The 16,319-nt window shown below is 67.7% G+C and carries 16 protein-coding genes; 9 read left to right on the top strand and 7 right to left on the bottom strand.

What is annotated here, in order from left to right; translation table 11 throughout:
• Positions 1–213: 213 nt before the first annotated feature.
• The 5 genes from ON37_RS14410 to mptB form a co-directional block, all read right to left on the bottom strand.
• On the bottom strand, positions 214–432 hold the full coding sequence (locus tag ON37_RS14410; protein WP_040719915.1) for an FmdB family zinc ribbon protein: 219 nt from the start codon (positions 430–432) through the stop codon (positions 214–216).
• Between the two features lie 58 nt (positions 433–490).
• Entirely contained in the window at positions 491–1,462 is a 972-nt protein-coding gene (locus ON37_RS14405; RefSeq protein ID WP_040719914.1) for a COX15/CtaA family protein, read from the bottom strand.
• A gap of 87 nt (positions 1,463–1,549) precedes the next feature.
• Positions 1,550–2,338, bottom strand: coding sequence for an ABC transporter permease (locus tag ON37_RS14400; RefSeq protein ID WP_040719912.1), 789 nt, complete (start codon positions 2,336–2,338; stop codon positions 1,550–1,552).
• A 73-nt stretch (positions 2,339–2,411) separates the two neighbouring features.
• Positions 2,412–3,344 (bottom strand): ABC transporter ATP-binding protein, encoded by a 933-nt coding sequence (locus ON37_RS14395; protein ID WP_040719910.1) that lies wholly within the window; start codon positions 3,342–3,344, stop codon positions 2,412–2,414.
• Positions 3,345–3,372: 28 nt separating this feature from the next.
• Positions 3,373–5,070, bottom strand: coding sequence for a polyprenol phosphomannose-dependent alpha 1,6 mannosyltransferase MptB (gene mptB / locus ON37_RS14390; RefSeq protein ID WP_040719908.1), 1,698 nt, complete (start codon positions 5,068–5,070; stop codon positions 3,373–3,375).
• A 172-nt stretch (positions 5,071–5,242) separates the two neighbouring features.
• On the opposite strand from mptB, the gene ON37_RS14385 reads away from it, so the two are divergent.
• The 9 genes from ON37_RS14385 (at position 5,243) to ON37_RS14345 (ending at position 13,734) form a co-directional block, all read left to right on the top strand.
• On the top strand, positions 5,243–6,040 hold the full coding sequence (locus ON37_RS14385) for a helix-turn-helix transcriptional regulator (protein WP_051031599.1): 798 nt from the start codon (positions 5,243–5,245) through the stop codon (positions 6,038–6,040).
• Positions 6,037–7,497, top strand: coding sequence for a Fe-S cluster assembly protein SufB (gene sufB / locus ON37_RS14380; RefSeq protein ID WP_040719906.1), 1,461 nt, complete (start codon positions 6,037–6,039; stop codon positions 7,495–7,497). Before ON37_RS14385 ends, sufB begins: the two co-directional genes overlap by 4 nt.
• Positions 7,497–8,690 (top strand): Fe-S cluster assembly protein SufD, encoded by a 1,194-nt coding sequence (gene sufD / locus ON37_RS14375; protein WP_040719905.1) that lies wholly within the window; start codon positions 7,497–7,499, stop codon positions 8,688–8,690. Before sufB ends, sufD begins: the two co-directional genes overlap by 1 nt.
• A 51-nt stretch (positions 8,691–8,741) precedes the next feature.
• Complete coding sequence (gene sufC / locus ON37_RS14370; RefSeq protein WP_040719903.1) at positions 8,742–9,518, top strand: Fe-S cluster assembly ATPase SufC; 777 nt, start codon at positions 8,742–8,744, stop codon at positions 9,516–9,518.
• Position 9,519: 1 nt separating this feature from the next.
• Positions 9,520–10,779 (top strand): cysteine desulfurase, encoded by a 1,260-nt coding sequence (locus tag ON37_RS14365; RefSeq protein WP_040719901.1) that lies wholly within the window; start codon positions 9,520–9,522, stop codon positions 10,777–10,779.
• A gap of 46 nt (positions 10,780–10,825) precedes the next feature.
• Positions 10,826–11,323 (top strand): Fe-S cluster assembly sulfur transfer protein SufU, encoded by a 498-nt coding sequence (gene sufU, locus ON37_RS14360; protein ID WP_040719900.1) that lies wholly within the window; start codon positions 10,826–10,828, stop codon positions 11,321–11,323.
• On the top strand, positions 11,316–11,714 hold the full coding sequence (locus tag ON37_RS14355) for a metal-sulfur cluster assembly factor (protein ID WP_040719898.1): 399 nt from the start codon (positions 11,316–11,318) through the stop codon (positions 11,712–11,714). The genes sufU and ON37_RS14355 overlap by 8 nt, the downstream gene beginning before the upstream one ends.
• 109 nt (positions 11,715–11,823) lie before the next feature.
• On the top strand, positions 11,824–12,258 hold the full coding sequence (locus ON37_RS30980; RefSeq protein WP_245553199.1) for a DUF4189 domain-containing protein: 435 nt from the start codon (positions 11,824–11,826) through the stop codon (positions 12,256–12,258).
• A gap of 174 nt (positions 12,259–12,432) precedes the next feature.
• Positions 12,433–13,734 carry an acyl-CoA dehydrogenase family protein gene (locus ON37_RS14345; RefSeq protein WP_210741745.1) on the top strand — a complete coding sequence of 434 codons (1,302 nt, stop codon included), beginning with the start codon at positions 12,433–12,435 and terminating at the stop codon, positions 13,732–13,734.
• Positions 13,735–13,788: 54 nt separating this feature from the next.
• Here the strand turns inward: ON37_RS14345 and ON37_RS14340 are convergent, their stop codons facing one another.
• Both ON37_RS14340 and ku read right to left on the bottom strand, forming a co-directional pair.
• Complete coding sequence (locus ON37_RS14340) at positions 13,789–14,562, bottom strand: RDD family protein (RefSeq protein WP_040719894.1); 774 nt, start codon at positions 14,560–14,562, stop codon at positions 13,789–13,791.
• A gap of 215 nt (positions 14,563–14,777) precedes the next feature.
• Positions 14,778–15,743 (bottom strand): non-homologous end joining protein Ku, encoded by a 966-nt coding sequence (gene ku / locus ON37_RS14335; protein WP_040719892.1) that lies wholly within the window; start codon positions 15,741–15,743, stop codon positions 14,778–14,780.
• Positions 15,744–16,319 lie beyond the last annotated feature (576 nt).

Below are 16,319 nucleotides of genomic sequence, written 5' to 3'. Positions count from 1 at the left end.
GAGGGCGTGCTGCCGTATCTGACGCAGCCGCAGGTCGATTCGCCGCCGGCGGTGGTCGCGGCGCGCAGTGCCGGCGGCAGCCGGCTCATCGCCACCTACCCGACGCCGAATCGGCTCGCCGGGCTCGGCCGGATAGGGATGAGGATCTCCAGCAGACTCACCGGCGCCCGGGACCCGCTCGCCGACGACCCGCACCTGTCCGCTTGGACACCGTCAGCCGCAACATCCGCCGCCGCAGCAGCCACCCCCGGCAGCCGCCGGCGCCGGTGCGGCCGAACCGGCCGCCTTGCCGGTCAGGGCGACCGTGGTGAGGAGTTTGACGGTGTCGGAGTGGCCGCCCGGGCAGATCGCCGGGGCGGCGGATTCGCTCATCGGCCGGGTCAGCTCGAACGATTCCGTGCATTCCCGGCAGCGGTACGCATAGGTCGGCATGGGTGAATTATGACCCGGCACGGGCGATCTCGGGAATCCCGGATCGAGCGAGCCTGGCTCAGGAGGTACGGGCGGTCTCCGGGGCGGGTGCGCTGACGCGTTCGCGGGTCCGCATGGCCGCCCACAGTGCCGCGGTTGCGGCGATGCACGCGGTCGCGCCGCCGACGTGGACCACCACCAGGGCCGCCGGAACATGGGTGAAGTACTGCACGATGCCGACCAGCGCCTGCCCGCATACGGTCGCGATCACCACGATCAGCCGAATCCGGATCGCGCGCGTCATGCCCACCGCGGCCAGCCCGAAGCCGAGCCCGATCAGCAGCGCCAGATAGGCCACCAGCAACTCCGCGTGGGCGTGGACCAGCGTCACGATCTCCACCTGCAGGCGGGCGACGGGCCGTTCGACGCTCTTGTCCCCGGCGTGCGGTCCGGCGCCGGTGACGAGTGTTCCGGCGATCAGCGTTCCGGTCATCGCGACGGCGCTGAGCGCGGTGAGCCAGCGCAGCGGCGCCGGCACCTGCACCACGTCGACACCGTCGTCGGGCTCGCCGATCTTGGCGAACAGCAGGGTCGCCAGCCACACCATCAACATCGAGGCCAGCAGATGCACCGACACCGTCCACCACAGCAGGCCGCTGCGGACGGTGATTCCACCGATGACGGCCTGCAGCACCGTGCCGCCGGGCATCAGCCACGCGTAGCCGATCACTTCACGGCGCCGGCGCGCGCGGACGACCGCCAGCACCACCAGCGCGGCGCACAGGGTCACGGCGAAGGTGAGCAGCCGGTTGGAGAACTCCACCGCCTGATGCAGCGCCGGAACCTCGGCGTGCGCGACGGGGGTGAAGCTGCCCGGGAAGCACTGCGGCCAGGTCGGGCAGCCCAGTCCGGAGGAGGTGACGCGCACGATCGAACCGGTCACCGAGATCCCGGCCTGGGACAGGATGACCGCCAGCGCGATGATGCGCTGCACCCGGAGCGAGGGCAGCGGAAGAAAATCGACGAGTCGCACAAATGCGCGTGTCAGCACGAAACGATGGTAGACGCAGCCGAATCTGCCCCCGCACGGGGGCTACTACGTTGTGTCGTTGCTCTCGCCTGCCGGCTTCGGTGCGTCTCAGTCGAATCGGAAGAATCGGGTGGCCAGCCAGCCGGTCACCACACCCCAGACCACGAGGACGACGATCCCGTACCAGTCCACGCCGGTGTGCAGGGCCCGATCGAGGGCCTCGGCCAGCGCACCGGACGGAATCAGGCGGGCGATCACCGTGACCGCCTCCGGCAGATTGTCCGAGGCGAAGACCAGGCTGGCGACGCCGAGCATCACGAACCAGAGGATATTGGCGAGCGCGAGCACGATCTCGGCCTTCAGTGTGCCGCCCAGCAGCAGCCCCATGGCCGCGAAGGAGGCGGTGCCGAGGGCGATGACCAGCGCGCCGAGCAGCAGCCCGCCGATCGCGGGCCGCCAGCCCAGCGCGACGCCGATCAGCCCGAGCAGCACCGACTGGAGGACGACCACGATCAGCACGGCCGCGCATTTGCCGCCGACGATGCCCCAGCGCGGTAACGCGGTGGCGCCCAGGCGTTTCAACGCTCCGTAGCGGCGGTCGAAGCCGACGGCGATGGCCTGGCCGGTGAAGGCGGTGGACATGATCGCGACCATCATCACCGCGGGCACGATGCGGTCCACCTTGTGGTGTTCACCGAGACTGGAACCCAACGGCAGCAGGGTCAGTCCGATCAGCAGCGTGATCGGGATGAACATGGTGAGCAGCAGCTGTTCGCCGTTGCGCAGCAACAGGATCAGTTCCATGCGGGTCTGGGCGGCCAGCATCGCCGCGCGCGGGGCGGGGCGCGGCGCGGGGGTGAAGGTGCCGGGGGCGAAACGATCGGCGGTCCGGGTCATGCTGCGTCCTTCGGCGAATGCCCGAGGGGCCCTCCGTGGTTACGCACGCTGCCTCCTCCGGGCCGTGACTCGGTCATCCGCGCAACTCCCGTCCGGTCAGTTCGAGGAATACATCCTCCAGCCGGCGCTGGTCGATGCGAATATCGGTGGGCAGCACGTCGATTCGTGCGCACCAGGCGGTCACGGTGGCCAGCACCTGCGGGGTGATGTCGCCGCGCAGCAGATAGGAACCCGGCGCGGTCTCGGTGGGCGAGAAGCCTTCCGGCAGTGCGCTTTCCAGCAGCGACAGATCGAGTTTCGGCGGTGCGCTGAAACGCAACTGCCCCTCGGCGCCGGCGGAGGTGACCTCGGCCGGGGTGCCGGCGGCGACGATCCGGCCGTGATCGATGATGACCAGCCGGTCGGCCAGCTGTTCGGCCTCGTCCATCATGTGCGTGGTGAGCAGGACGCCGACGCCGTCGCGGCGCAGCGCATCGATCAGCTCCCACACCAGATGCCGGGCCTGGGCATCCATCCCGGCGGTCGGCTCGTCGAGAAACACCAGCTCCGGGCGCCCGACCAGCGCGCAGGCCAGGGCCAGTCGCTGCTGCTGACCGCCGGAGAGCCGCCGGTAGGGGGTGCGGCGGGCGTCGTGCAGGCCGAGGGTGTCGAGCAGCCACTGCGGATCGAGCGGATCGGCCGCGTAGGAGGCGACCAGGTCGAGCATCTCCCCGGCGCGTGACCCCGGATACGCGCCGCCGCCCTGCAGCATCACGCCGATGCGCGGGCGCAGCCGGTCGGAATCGGCGACCGGGTCCAGGCCCAGCACCCGCACCGAACCCGCGTCCGGCGACAGGAAGCCCTCGCACATCTCCACGGTGGTGGTCTTGCCGGCGCCGTTCGGGCCGAGCAGCGCGAGCACCTCCGCGCGGCCGACCTCGAACGCGATGCCGTCGACGGCGGTGGTCTCGCCGTAGCGTTTCACGACGCCGTCGATGCGGACGGCTGGCTGCGCTGCGGTGGTCACGGTGTCGCCTCGCCGGCGTAGGGCGCACTCACGAGGAGACACCGTATGCCGGGCCCGGCTGTGACGGAGCAGACACCCCTGTCCGGTTGCGCCACGGCAGCATATTCCGGGTCACGGCGATGAAACCGAGCGCGACGACGACGACCGCGACGGCCGCCTCGATGATCTGGAAAACGCCGAAGTCGGCGCCGCGAGGCATCAGCATCACGCTCACCACCGCGGAGAAGATCACCGCCGGCACCCGGAAGGCGGCCGTCGTCGCCCAGGCCGCGAGCGGCACGATCGCCCACAGCAGATACCACGGCTGCACCACCGGGAAGAGCAGGACGATCGCGGCCAGTGATACGCCCATGGCACCCACCGGCTGCAGCCGGCCGGTCCAGGTGGCGATGAGCATCCGCAGCGTGATCATCGCGGCCACCGCGCCCGCGATCGGGCGGGTGATGCTCAGCAGCGCGGTGGTGTGATCGCCCAGACCCAGGAGCACGCCGCCGAATCCGGTGATGATGCCGATCGCGGTCGGCAGCGACATCCAACTGCGCACGGCGCTGGCGGTATTGAGCGTATGCGTCCAGCCGAACCCGAGTCCGGAGGCGTAGCTGACGAACAGGGTGGTGACGATCGTGATGGCGCCGAGGACCGCGGCCGAGGTCAGCAGTGGCTTCCACCCCCGCCCCCAGCGCCGGGCCAGCGCCATGCCCACGAATCCGAGCGCGATGATCGAGGTGAACTTCACCGACGACGACAGGGTGATCACCACGGTTCCGAAGATCAGCAGCATCCAGCCGCGCTGATCGAAACCGCCCAGACCGGGAGCGTGCTCGGTGGCCAGCGCGCGCAGGCAGAACTCCGTGCCGGCGAGCATCAGGCCCAGCATCAGCGCGTCGTTGTGCACGCCACCGACCAGGTGGAACAGCACGAGGGGATTGGCCGCGCCGAGCCACAGCGCACTGACCGGCGCGACCCCGCAACGCCGCGACAGCCGCGGCAGGGCCCAGACGATCAAGGCCACGCCGGCCAGTGCCAGCAACCGGTGCGCCCATACCCCGAGAATGATGTTGTCGCCGGTCAGGTGCGCGATTCCGCGGCCCATCCACAGAAACAGCGGCCCGTAGGGGGCGGGGGTGTCGCGCCAGATGTTGGGCACGTTGTAGGTGAGCACGTTGTGCAGGCCCAGGCCGGTGGCGGGACCGACCTCGTACGGATCCAGGCCGCGGGCGGCGATCTCGCTCTGAGCCAGATACGAATAGACGTCGTTGGAGAACAGCGGCGGCGCCACCGAGAGCGGGATGATCCACAGCAGGAGCGTGCGGTCGAGCTGGGAGCGACTGAGCCGGTGGACCGGGGAGCCGCCGAATCCGCCGACCGCGAACCGGCCGAGCAGCAGCCAGGCCATCACGACGAAGACCGTGCCGATCATGCAGAGCGCGAGCGAGGAGGTCTGCCAGCGTGCGAACACGCCGATCACCCGGACCCCTGAGACCGGATTCTGCAGCACCGGCTGGGCGGCGACCCCGAGAGCGCTGATCGCCATCAGCACCGATCCGGTCGCCCCGAGCAGCCGGATGCGGGCGAACTGCGCGGTCTCGCGCGCATCCAGGCCCGGCGCGTCGGGCTCGACGGTGTGTAGGACCGCGATGGTGTGATCGGCGGGCGGGACGTCCAGGCCGAGTGCCCGGCGTCCGATCTCGATGCTCCTACGCCATGCGCCTTCCACAACCGCCACGGATGCCAAGCGTAGCCGGGGTGCGTGCCGGGGCGGGCGCGCCGTCGGGGAGCGGACTGTGGTGCATCGCACGGGCCGCGCAGGCCCAGGTGGGAGCCGCGCCGAGCCGCTAATCAGGGGACCCTTACTAGAATGCGGGAAATAATTCCGTCACACTGATGTTGTGAAAACCGTGGGTTTGCGGGAGAACGAGGTGAAAACCGAGCGTCAGCAGGGCGCCCGGTCCGTCGCCGCGTCCCCGGCCGCCACCGGTGAGGGACATACCCGGGCCGCCGTCGTCCAGCTGTTGCTGGAGGAGGGACCGATCACCGCCACCGCGATCGGTCAGCGGCTGGGCCTGAGTCCGGCCGGTGTGCGCCGGCACCTGGATGCGCTGATCGAATCCGGCGAGGCGCGGGCGATGCGCTCGGCCCCGTGGCAGCAGCAGGGCCGCGGGCGTCCCGCCAAGCAGTTCCAGCTGACCGCGGCCGGTCGTGGCCGGCTGGGGCACGCTTACGACGATCTGGCCGGTGCCGCGATGCGGCAGCTGCGTGAACTCGGTGGCGATTCGGCGATCATGGAATTCGCCCGGCGCCGGGTGGGTTCCATCGTTGCCGGTATCGACCGCCTGGCCCAGCACACCCCGGTGGAGATCGAGGCCAAGGCCGACGAGATCGCCGAGGCGTTCAGCGATGCGGGATTCGCCGCGACCACCCGCAAGGTCGGTTCCGGCGTGCAGATATGCCAGCATCATTGCCCGGTCTCGCATGTCGCCGAGGAATTCCCGGAGCTGTGCGCGGCCGAACTGGAGGCGTTTCGCGAGTTGCTCGGCACCCATGTGCAGCGACTGGCGACCATCGCCAACGGTGATTGCGCCTGCACCACCCACGTCCCCCTGTCCGTTCCCCCTACGAGCACCGCTCAGCCCACCCGCCCCGTTGCCCAGCCCGCAACGGCCGCTCGAAACGACTCCGGAAGGAGTGCCGAATGACGTCGACCACCACGGCGAGCCGTGAATCCGATGCGCCCCAGAATCAGCCGCTGACCCAAGAGGAGACCATCGCCTCGCTGGGTAATTACGGCTACGGCTGGGCGGATTCGGATATCGCCGGCGCCAGCGCCAAGCGCGGCCTGTCCGAGGACGTCGTGCGCGATATCTCGGCGAAGAAGAACGAGCCGGAGTGGATGCTCGACATCCGCCTCAAGGCGCTGCGGATCTTCGACCGCAAGCCGATGCCGAACTGGGGCTCCAATCTCGAGGGCATCGACTTCGACAACATCAAGTACTTCGTGCGCTCGACCGAGAAGCAGGCCGAGAGCTGGGAAGATCTGCCCGAGGACATCAAGAACACCTACGACAAGCTGGGCATCCCGGAGGCGGAGAAGCAGCGCCTGGTCGCCGGTGTGGCCGCCCAGTACGAGTCGGAGGTGGTCTACCACCAGATCCGCGAAGACCTCGAGTCTCAGGGCGTGATCTTCCTCGACACCGACACCGGTCTGCGCGAGCACCCGGAGATCTTCCAGCAGTACTTCGGTTCGGTCATTCCGGCCGGTGACAACAAGTTCTCCGCGCTGAACACCGCGGTGTGGTCGGGTGGCTCGTTCATCTACGTGCCGCCGGGCGTGCACGTCGACATCCCGCTGCAGGCCTACTTCCGGATCAACACCGAGAACATGGGCCAGTTCGAGCGCACACTGATCATCGTCGACGAGGGCGCGTACGTGCACTACGTCGAGGGTTGTACCGCGCCGATCTACAAGTCGGACTCGCTGCACTCGGCGGTCGTGGAGATCATCGTCAAGGACGGGGGCCGCTGCCGCTACACCACCATCCAGAACTGGTCGAACAACGTCTACAACCTGGTCACCAAGCGGGCCAAGGCGGGCGCGGGCGCGACCATGGAGTGGATCGACGGCAATATCGGTTCCAAGGTCACCATGAAGTACCCCGCGGTGTGGATGACCGGTGAGCACGCCAAGGGCGAGGTGCTCTCGGTGGCGTTCGCCGGTGAGGGCCAGCACCAGGACACCGGCGCCAAGATGCTGCACCTGGCGCCGCACACCTCGTCGACCATCGTGTCGAAGTCGGTCGCGCGCGGTGGCGGCCGGGCCTCCTATCGTGGCCTGGTCCAGGTCAACAAGGGTGCGCACGGCTCCAAGTCGACCGTGAAATGCGATGCGCTGCTGGTGGATACGATCAGCCGCTCCGACACCTACCCCTATGTCGACATCCGCGAGGACGACGTGACGATGGGCCACGAGGCCACCGTCTCGAAGGTGTCCGAGGATCAGCTGTTCTACCTGATGAGCCGCGGCCTCACCGAGGACGAGGCGATGGCGATGGTGGTGCGCGGCTTCGTCGAGCCGATCGCCAAGGAATTGCCGATGGAGTACGCGCTGGAACTGAACCGGCTCATCGAGCTGCAGATGGAAGGAGCGGTCGGCTGATGCCGGTCGAGAACGTTGCTGTCGCGGGCGAGGCCCGCGTGCCGGCCGTCAACAAGGGTGAGCTGTTCGCCTCGTTCGACGTGGCCGCCTTCGAGGTGCCCTCGGCCCACGACGAGGCGTGGCGGTTCACCCCGCTGCGCCGGCTGCGCGGTCTGCACGACGGCACCGCCGTGCGTGACGGCCGGGCCGGCATCGAGGTGGGCGCCGTCGACGGCGCCGCGATCGACGGTGTGACGGTCGAGACCGTCGGCCGCGACGACCCCCGGCTCGGCGCCGGCGGCGTGCCCACCGATCGCGTTGCCGCCCAGGCTTATTCGGGCTTCGAGCAGGCGACCGTGGTGTCGGTCGGCGCCGAGACCGAGGTGGACCGCCCGGTCGTCGTCCGGGTCACCGGTCCCGGTGCGGACAAGACGGCGTTCGGTCATCTGCAGATCCGGCTCGGCAACTTCGCGGTCGCGACCGTGGTGATCGATCAGCGTGGCAGCGGAACCTACGCCGAGAATGTGGAATTCGTGCTCGGTGACAGCGCCAAGCTGACCGTGGTCGCGGTCCAGGACTGGGCCGACGACGCCGTGCACGTCACCGCCCATCACGCCAAGCTGGGTCGCGATGCCGTGCTGCGGCACACCGACGTCACCCTCGGTGGTGATCTGGTGCGCCTGACCGCGACCGTGCGCTACGACGGCCCCGGCGGCGACGCCGAACTGCTCGGCCTGTACTTCGCCGACGACGGCCAGCATTTCGAGCAGCGCCTGCTGGTCGACCACGCGCAGCCGCACTGCAAGTCCAATGTGCTGTACAAGGGTGCGCTGCAGGGCGATCCCAGTTCGGACAAGCCCGACGCGCACACCGTCTGGGTCGGCGACGTGCTGATCCGTGCCGAGGCCGAGGGCACCGACACCTACGAGGCCAATCGCAATCTGGTCCTCACCGACGGCGCCCGCGCCGACTCGGTGCCGAACCTCGAGATCGAGACCGGCGAGATCCTCGGCGCCGGACACGCCTCGGCGACGGGCCGATTCGACGATGAGCAGCTGTTCTACCTGCGTGCTCGCGGTATTCCGGAGGAGGCCGCCCGCCGTCTGGTGGTGCGTGGTTTCTTCCACGAGATCATCCAGAAGATCGCGGTCGTCGAGATCCGGGAGCGGCTGGAGTCGGCCATCGAGGCCGAACTCGCCGCCATCGGTGCGTAGCACCGACGCGTCCCGGCAGCCCGAAACCTCCATCAGCCCAGAAGGAATGCAATGACCACCCTCGAAATCAAGGACCTGCACGCCGAAGTCGCCAATCCGGACGGCAACGGCGAGCCCATCAAGATCCTCAAGGGCGTGAACCTCACCGTGAAATCGGGCGAGACCCACGCCATCATGGGCCCGAACGGCTCCGGCAAGTCCACCCTGTCCTACGCCATCGCGGGGCACCCGAAGTACACCGTGACCCAGGGCTCGATCACCCTCGACGGCGAGGACGTCCTGGCGATGTCCGTCGACGAGCGCGCCCGCGCCGGGCTGTTCCTGGCCATGCAGTACCCCGTCGAGGTGCCGGGCGTGTCCATGTCGAACTTCCTGCGCACCGCCGCCACCGCCGTGCGCGGCGAGGCCCCGAAGCTGCGCCACTGGGTCAAGGAAGTCAAGGAATCGATGGGCGAGCTGGAGATCGACGCCGCCTTCGCCGACCGCAGCGTCAACGAAGGCTTCTCCGGCGGTGAGAAGAAGCGCCACGAAATCCTGCAGCTGGGCCTGCTCAAGCCGAAGATCGCGATCCTCGACGAGACCGACTCCGGTCTGGACGTCGACGCGCTGCGCATCGTCTCCGAGGGCGTCAACCGCTACAAGGAGCGCGAGAACGGCGGCATCCTGCTGATCACCCACTACACCCGGATCCTGCGCTACATCCAGCCGCAGTTCGTGCACGTGTTCGTGGGCGGCCGCATCGTCGCCGAGGGTGGCTCCGAGCTGGCCGACGAACTCGATGCCAACGGCTACGTCCGCTTCACACAGACCGCGACCGCGGGAGCCTGATATGACCGCTGTGCCACGCACACTCGACGTCGCCAGGATCCGGGCCGATTTCCCGATCCTGAACCGGACGGTGCGTGACGGAAAACCGTTGGTGTACCTGGATTCCGGGGCCACCTCGCAGCGACCGCTGGCCGTCCTGGACGCCGAACGCGAATTCCTCACCCACACCAACGCCGCCGTACACCGCGGCGCGCATCAGCTCGCCGAGGAGGCGACCGACGCCTACGAGGGCGCACGGGCCGATATCGCGCGCTTCGTGGGGGTGGACGCGAACGAGATCGTGTTCACCAAGAACGCGACCGAATCGCTGAACCTGGTGACGTATTCGTTCTCCGACGACCGTTTCCCGTACCACGTGGGACCGGGCGACGAGATCGTGATCACCGAACTGGAGCATCACGCGAATCTCGTTCCGTGGCAGGAACTCGCGCGTCGGACCGGCGCGACCCTGAAGTGGTACGGCATCACCGACGACGGTCGTATCGATCTGGATTCGCTGGAGCTCTCGCCCGCGACCAAGGTCGTCGCCTTCACCCATCAGTCGAATGTGACCGGTGCGGTCGCCGACGTGCAGGAGATGGTGCGCCGCGCCAAGGCGGTCGGCGCGCTGGTGGTGCTCGACGCCTGCCAGTCGGTCCCGCACATGCCGGTGAACTTCCGTGAGCTCGGCGTCGACTTCGCCGCGTTCTCCGGGCACAAGATGCTGGGTCCGTCCGGTGTCGGCGTGCTCTACGGCCGCTACGCCCTGCTCGAGGAGACCCCGCCGTTCATCACCGGTGGGTCGATGATCGAGACGGTCACCATGGAGGCCACCACCTACGCGGCGCCGCCGCAGCGGTTCGAGGCCGGCGTGCCGATGACCTCGCAGGTGGTCGGATTGGGCGCGGCCGTGCGGTATCTCGACGCGATCGGGATGGAAGCCGTTGCCGCGCACGAACATACGCTGGTCGGCGCCGCCCTGGAGGGACTCGGCGCGATCGACGGCGTGCACATCGTCGGACCGACCGAGAACGTGGATCGCGGTGGTGCGGTGTCGTTCGTGGTCGACGGTATCCACCCGCACGACGTCGGGCAGATCCTGGACGACGAGGGTGTCGCCATCCGGGTCGGGCACCACTGCGCCTGGCCCCTGATGCGCCGACTCGGCGTCCCCGCCACCGCCCGGGCCTCCTTCGCGGTCTACAACACCCTCGACGAGGTGGAGGCGCTGGTGGCCGCGGTCCGTAAGGCACAGAAATTCTTCGGTGTGGCCGACCGTTGAATCCGGTGAGCGCGAGCGACCAGTGAACGGGGCGTGAGATTTCGCAATGCGTATGGAACAGATGTACCAGGAAGTGATCCTGGACCACTACAAGCATCCGCATCACCGCGGGTTGCGGGAGCCGTTCGGTGCCGAAGTGCATCACGTCAACCCGACCTGCGGTGACGAGGTGACGCTCCGGGTGCACATCGACGACAACGGTGATGTGGCCGATGTGTCCTACGACGGGCAGGGCTGTTCGATCAGCCAGGCCGCGACCTCGATCCTCACCGATCAGGTCATCGGCCAGCCCGTGCAGCAGGCGCTGAAGGTGGTCGACTCCTACAACGAGATGATCTCGAGCCGCGGCACGGTCGAGGGCGACGAGGACGTCATCGGCGACGGTATCGCCCTGGCGGGGGTCTCGAAGTATCCCGCGCGCGTGAAATGCGCGCTGCTGGGCTGGATGGCATTCAAGGATGCGGTGGTCCGGATCACCTCGGCCGAAGAGACCAAGCGGACCATGGGCAACGGGTCCGGAAACGATGGGGAACGTCATGAGTGAGACGCCGGCAACCGAACAGCCGAGCACCGAGCAGCCGACGAACACGGAGGCTCCGCAGCAGGAGCTCAGCCAGGAACAGATCGCCCTGCTCGAGGATATGGAAGAGGCGATGCGCGATGTCGTCGACCCCGAACTCGGGATCAATGTGGTGGATCTCGGTCTGGTCTACGGTATGCGCCTCGAGGACGAGGTCGCGGTGCTCGATATGACTCTCACGTCCGCGGCCTGCCCGCTGACCGACGTGATCGAGGATCAGTCGCGCAACGCGCTGGTGCGCAGCGGTCTGGTGGAGGACCTGAAGATCAACTGGGTCTGGATGCCGCCGTGGGGCCCGGACAAGATCACCGACGACGGCCGCGAACAGTTGCGTGCCCTGGGCTTCACCGTCTGATACGACAACGCGAAACCGGCCGTCCGGTTCACGAATTGGACATACGAGGCCCTCGTGGAGCAGGATCGGCTGCGTCGGTTACGCAGAGTTGATCGGGGTGGATTCACGGATGTCTCAGATGTTTTCGCGGCGAGCGCAGGCGGCGGCCGCCGCGGCACTCGCCGGTGCGGCGCTCACGGTGGGCGCTGCCGGCTCGGCGCAGGCCGCCGGCGACCTGCACGGCGCGATCGCGTTCTCCGACAGCACCGGAGTGGTGGCCGCGGCCGCCAACTACGCGGACGCGCCGAGCGCGGATGCGGCGGCCAAGGCGCATTGCGGTCGCGGTGACTGCCGGGTCATTCTCGACTTCAGCAATGGCTGTGGCGCGGTGGCGCAGGGCGCCGACGGCCGGATCGCCGTCGGCTGGGGTCCGACCCAGACCGAAGCCGAGAAGCAAGCTCGGGATTTTCTGGGTTTGAGCGCTCCGCCGTTCCCGGATCTGGGCAGTGCCAGCCCGCGCCCGGCCACCATCGCCTTGAGCAGCTGCACCGCCAACGCACGCTGATCTCGATTCGATTCCTTCGGTCTCGACGGCCGGCCCGGATATCCGGGCCGGCCGTCGGCCTGTCCGGCACGAGTTCGAAATCCCGCTGCTCCTCCCGTTGTTCAGCACCGACACCCGGCCGGGCACGTTATCGTGAGTTCCGCGAACGACAACCGCGAGCGGCCACCGGAACGCATGTGCCGTCCGGCTCCGCGCGAAACGGTAGGAGCGGCAGTGGATTTCGATATTCCCCGAGAGCTGACCGACTATCTCGCCGAACTCGATGCCTTCATCGAGAGCGAAATCGTGCCGCTCGAGCGCGAGAACGACAACATCCGCTTCTTCGATCACCGCCGCGAGGACGCCCGCACCGACTGGGACCGGGGCGGTTTACCCAGCGCCGAGTGGGAGGAGCTACTGGCACGGGCGCGGCGGCGCGCCGACGCCGCCGGACACTACCGCTACGCCTTCCCACCCGAATACGGCGGCCGCGGCGGAACCAATCTCGATATGGCCGTCATCCGGGAACACCTGGCCCGCCGCGGACTGGGGCTGCACTGCGATCTGCAGAACGAACATGCCGTCGTCGCCAACAACGTCGGCCTGATGTTGATGCTCGAATACGGTTCGTCTCAGCAGAAATCCGAGTGGGTGGAGGGTTTGGCGGCCGGGACGAAATTCTTCGCCTTCGGCATCACCGAACCCGAGCACGGCTCCGACGCCACGCATATGGAAACCCGGGCGGTGCGCGACGGTAGCGGCTGGGTCCTGAACGGCGAAAAGACCTGGAACACCGGCATTCACAGCGCGGACGCCGATCTGATCTTCGCGCGGACCGCCGGTCAACCGGGTGACGCCATCGGCATCACCGCCTTCCTGGTGCCGCCGGACACCCGCGGGTTCACAGTCGAGGAGTATTTGTGGACGTTCAACATGCCGACCGACCACGGGCGAGTCACGTTGCGGGATGTGCGTGTCGGCGAGGATGCGGTTTTCGGACCCGAAGGGCGCGGGCTGGCCGTGGTTCAGCATTTCTTCAACGAGAACCGCATCCGCCAGGCGGCGTCGAGCCTGGGCGCGGCGCAGTACTGCATCGATCGAGCCGTGGAATATGCCAAGCAGCGCAAGCCTTTCGGTAAGGCGCTGGCCGAGAACCAGGCGATCCAGTTCCCCTTGGTCGAATTGCACACCCAGTGCGAGATGCTGCGCACCCTCGTGCACAAGACGGCGTGGACGATGGACCGCTACGGCACCTTCGCCGCGTCGGAACAGGTCTCGATGTGCAACTACTGGGCCAATCGATTGTGTTGTGAGGCGGCCGACCGCGCCATGCAGATCTACGGCGGGCTCGGATATTCGCGCCATCAGCCGTTCGAACACATCTACCGTCACCACCGCCGGTATCGAATCACCGAGGGGGCGGAGGAGATTCAGATGCGCCGGGTGGCGGGCTACCTGTTCGGGTACATGCCGTCGCAGGCGCCGAAGGGGATCTGAAAAACAACGGCCCCGCCGCTCGTGACCGAGCAACGGGGCCGTCGGAGCTGCCGGCTACTGCGGCGGCGCCTGCACCACGATGGTGCCGATGATCTTGTCGGCGAAGGTCTGCTTCTTCTCGTCCCACAGCGGCCAGAGGTAGCCGAGACCGCACAGGGCGTTGTCGAGGATGTGGCAGAGCTTGCGCACGAACGCCATTCCGAAGCCGAGAACCTGGCCGTCGACCTCCTTGATCACGCGGATGCCGACGAGCTTCTTACCCGGCGTCTGGCCGGTGGTTCCCTCGAGATAGATCAGATACAGGCCGATCGCCGCCCACAGCACGACCGCGATCAACATCATCGCGATGCCGAGCCCGGTGAAACCGCCACCGGTACAACTCGAATCGACGGAATAGCTGCTGCTGTACGAACTGTCGTCGAAGGTGCAGTGCACATCGGAGGTCCCCGCCAGGGCGGCGACCAGATAGAAGATGCCGCCCGGAACGCCGATGATCAGTCCGTCGACCAGGTAGCCGCCGACCCGCTGAAACCAGCTCGCGTACGGTGCCTGCGGCCCGAATCCGGGTTGCGGATATCCGTAGCCGGGTCCGGCGGGCGGATAGCCGGCCGGCGGCTGCGCACCGTAATTGGGTTGTCCCGCACCGTATCCCGGCGGCGGGGTGCCGTATCCGGGCTGCCCGTAGCCGGGCTGCGGGGCACCGTAGGCCGGCTGCGGCGCTCCGTACCCGGGCGGGGGAGCGCCGTATCCCGGCTGCGGGCCCGGGGGCGGGTACCCGTAGCCCGGCTGCCCTGGCTGCTGGCCGTACGGGTCCGACGGGTTGGTCATATGTGGTTCCTCCGGAAGCTGGTGGTACGGGGACGATCCGGGCCCCGACCGGGTCGAACTGTGATTGCACCGTACGGTAACCGCCAGGCCCCGCCAAAGTATGGCCGACCCGCGCGCGATCGGCGCGCCGAATCAGTCGGATATCTCACGATTGCCGGAATCGGCGACCACGGGGCGGTTGATCCCGATCCCGCATCGGTGGGCGGGATTTCGCCCTAAGCGCCCTTGCGAGTCTGCTTGGTAGCCTTGGGAGCCGCCTTCTTCGCGGTCGATTTGGTGCCGGATCGCGTGCTCGAGGATTTCGCCGCCGCGCGCTTCGTCGTCGCCTTGGCCGTGGATTTCGACGTGGATTTCGCCGCACGCCCACCGCGGCCGGACTTTCCGCCGGATTCGCCGCCACGCCCGGTCGCCTCCAGACTGCGCTGCAACGCCGCCACCAGATCGACAACCTCGGCATCCATCTGGGCGGGTTCGGCCTCTTCGTGCCGGGTCACCCGATCCGAACCCGATTCGATCGCCTCGTCGAGCAGCTTCTTCAGCTCGATCTGATATTCGTCGGTGTACTGGTCGGGGTCGAAATCCTCGGACATACTGTCGACCAGCGTGGTCGCCATCGCGACCTCCTGAGACCGCGGGGCCGCGACATCGTCCAGCGATTCGAACTCCGCGGCCCGCACCTCGTCCGGCCACAGCAGCGTCTGCAACACCAGCACGCCGTCGCGCACCCGCAGCGCCGCCAAGCGCGTCTTCTGCCGCAGTGTGAAATGCACCAACGCCACCCGGTCGACCTGATCGAGCGTCTTCGCCAGCAGCACGTAGGCCTTCGGCGTAGTGGAATCGGGCTCGAGGTAATAGCTGCGATCGAACAGGATCGGATCGATCTGTTCGGACGGCACGAACTGCAACACCGGAATCTCGTGCTTCTCGGCGACCGGCAGCTTCGCGAAATCCTCGTCCGTCAGAATGACCTTGTCGCCCTCCGGCGATTCGTAGGCCTTGTCGATATCGGCAAAGGCAACCGACTGCCCGCACACGGTGCAGACACGGTCGTATTTGATCCGTCCGCCGTCCTTGGCGTGGACCTGATGAAACCTGATGTCATGGTCCTCGGTGGCGGTGTAAACCTTCACCGGGACATTCACCAGCCCGAACGCGATGGAACCCTTCCAGATCGATCGCATCCTTCGATGCTACTGATGACCGGTTGGTTTTGTCCGGCGAAGCGGCGCGACCTGCGGGTTCGTGGTTGTTGATGAGTGTTGCCGGTTGCTGTTTGTTGTCGTTTGTGGACCTGTGACGTCCTGTGGACGTCCTGTAGGGCGACTGATTTTGCCGTTCGGGCTAGCTCCTGAGGATCGGTTGCAGGCACACCTTTCGCCCGTGTGGACGGGTTTGGGTGGCGTGTGTTGCGTGCCCAGTGGCCGGCACCGGCGACTGGCGCTGTGGCAGTCGGGGAGCGGAACGGAGCATAGTCGTGGATGAGCCGGCTTCTAGTTCGATGTCCCCTTTTTGGAGGAATGGGCCGCCGGGTGTTCTGTCGCCTTCTTTGGGGCGGATGCCCGGCGGCATGGAGTTGCTGTGCTGTTGACGCGACACACCGATCCGGCGTTGCGGCCGCCGGGAGGCTGCCGGACGGCTCGGGTGAACGCGCGCCCAGCGGCATGAGCGGATGTCCTTCGATACCCGACCTGCGGCCGGAGCTGCGCCGGGTGCAGCCCTTTGCTCGTCTGAACAAGCCCGCGGCCCCTGTGGAAGAG

This window comes from Nocardia veterana NBRC 100344, assembly GCF_000308855.1.
GTDB lineage: Bacteria > Actinomycetota > Actinomycetes > Mycobacteriales > Mycobacteriaceae > Nocardia > Nocardia veterana.
Note: the sequence above shows the minus strand (reverse complement) of the source record. Positions and strands in the feature narration are given on the sequence as shown.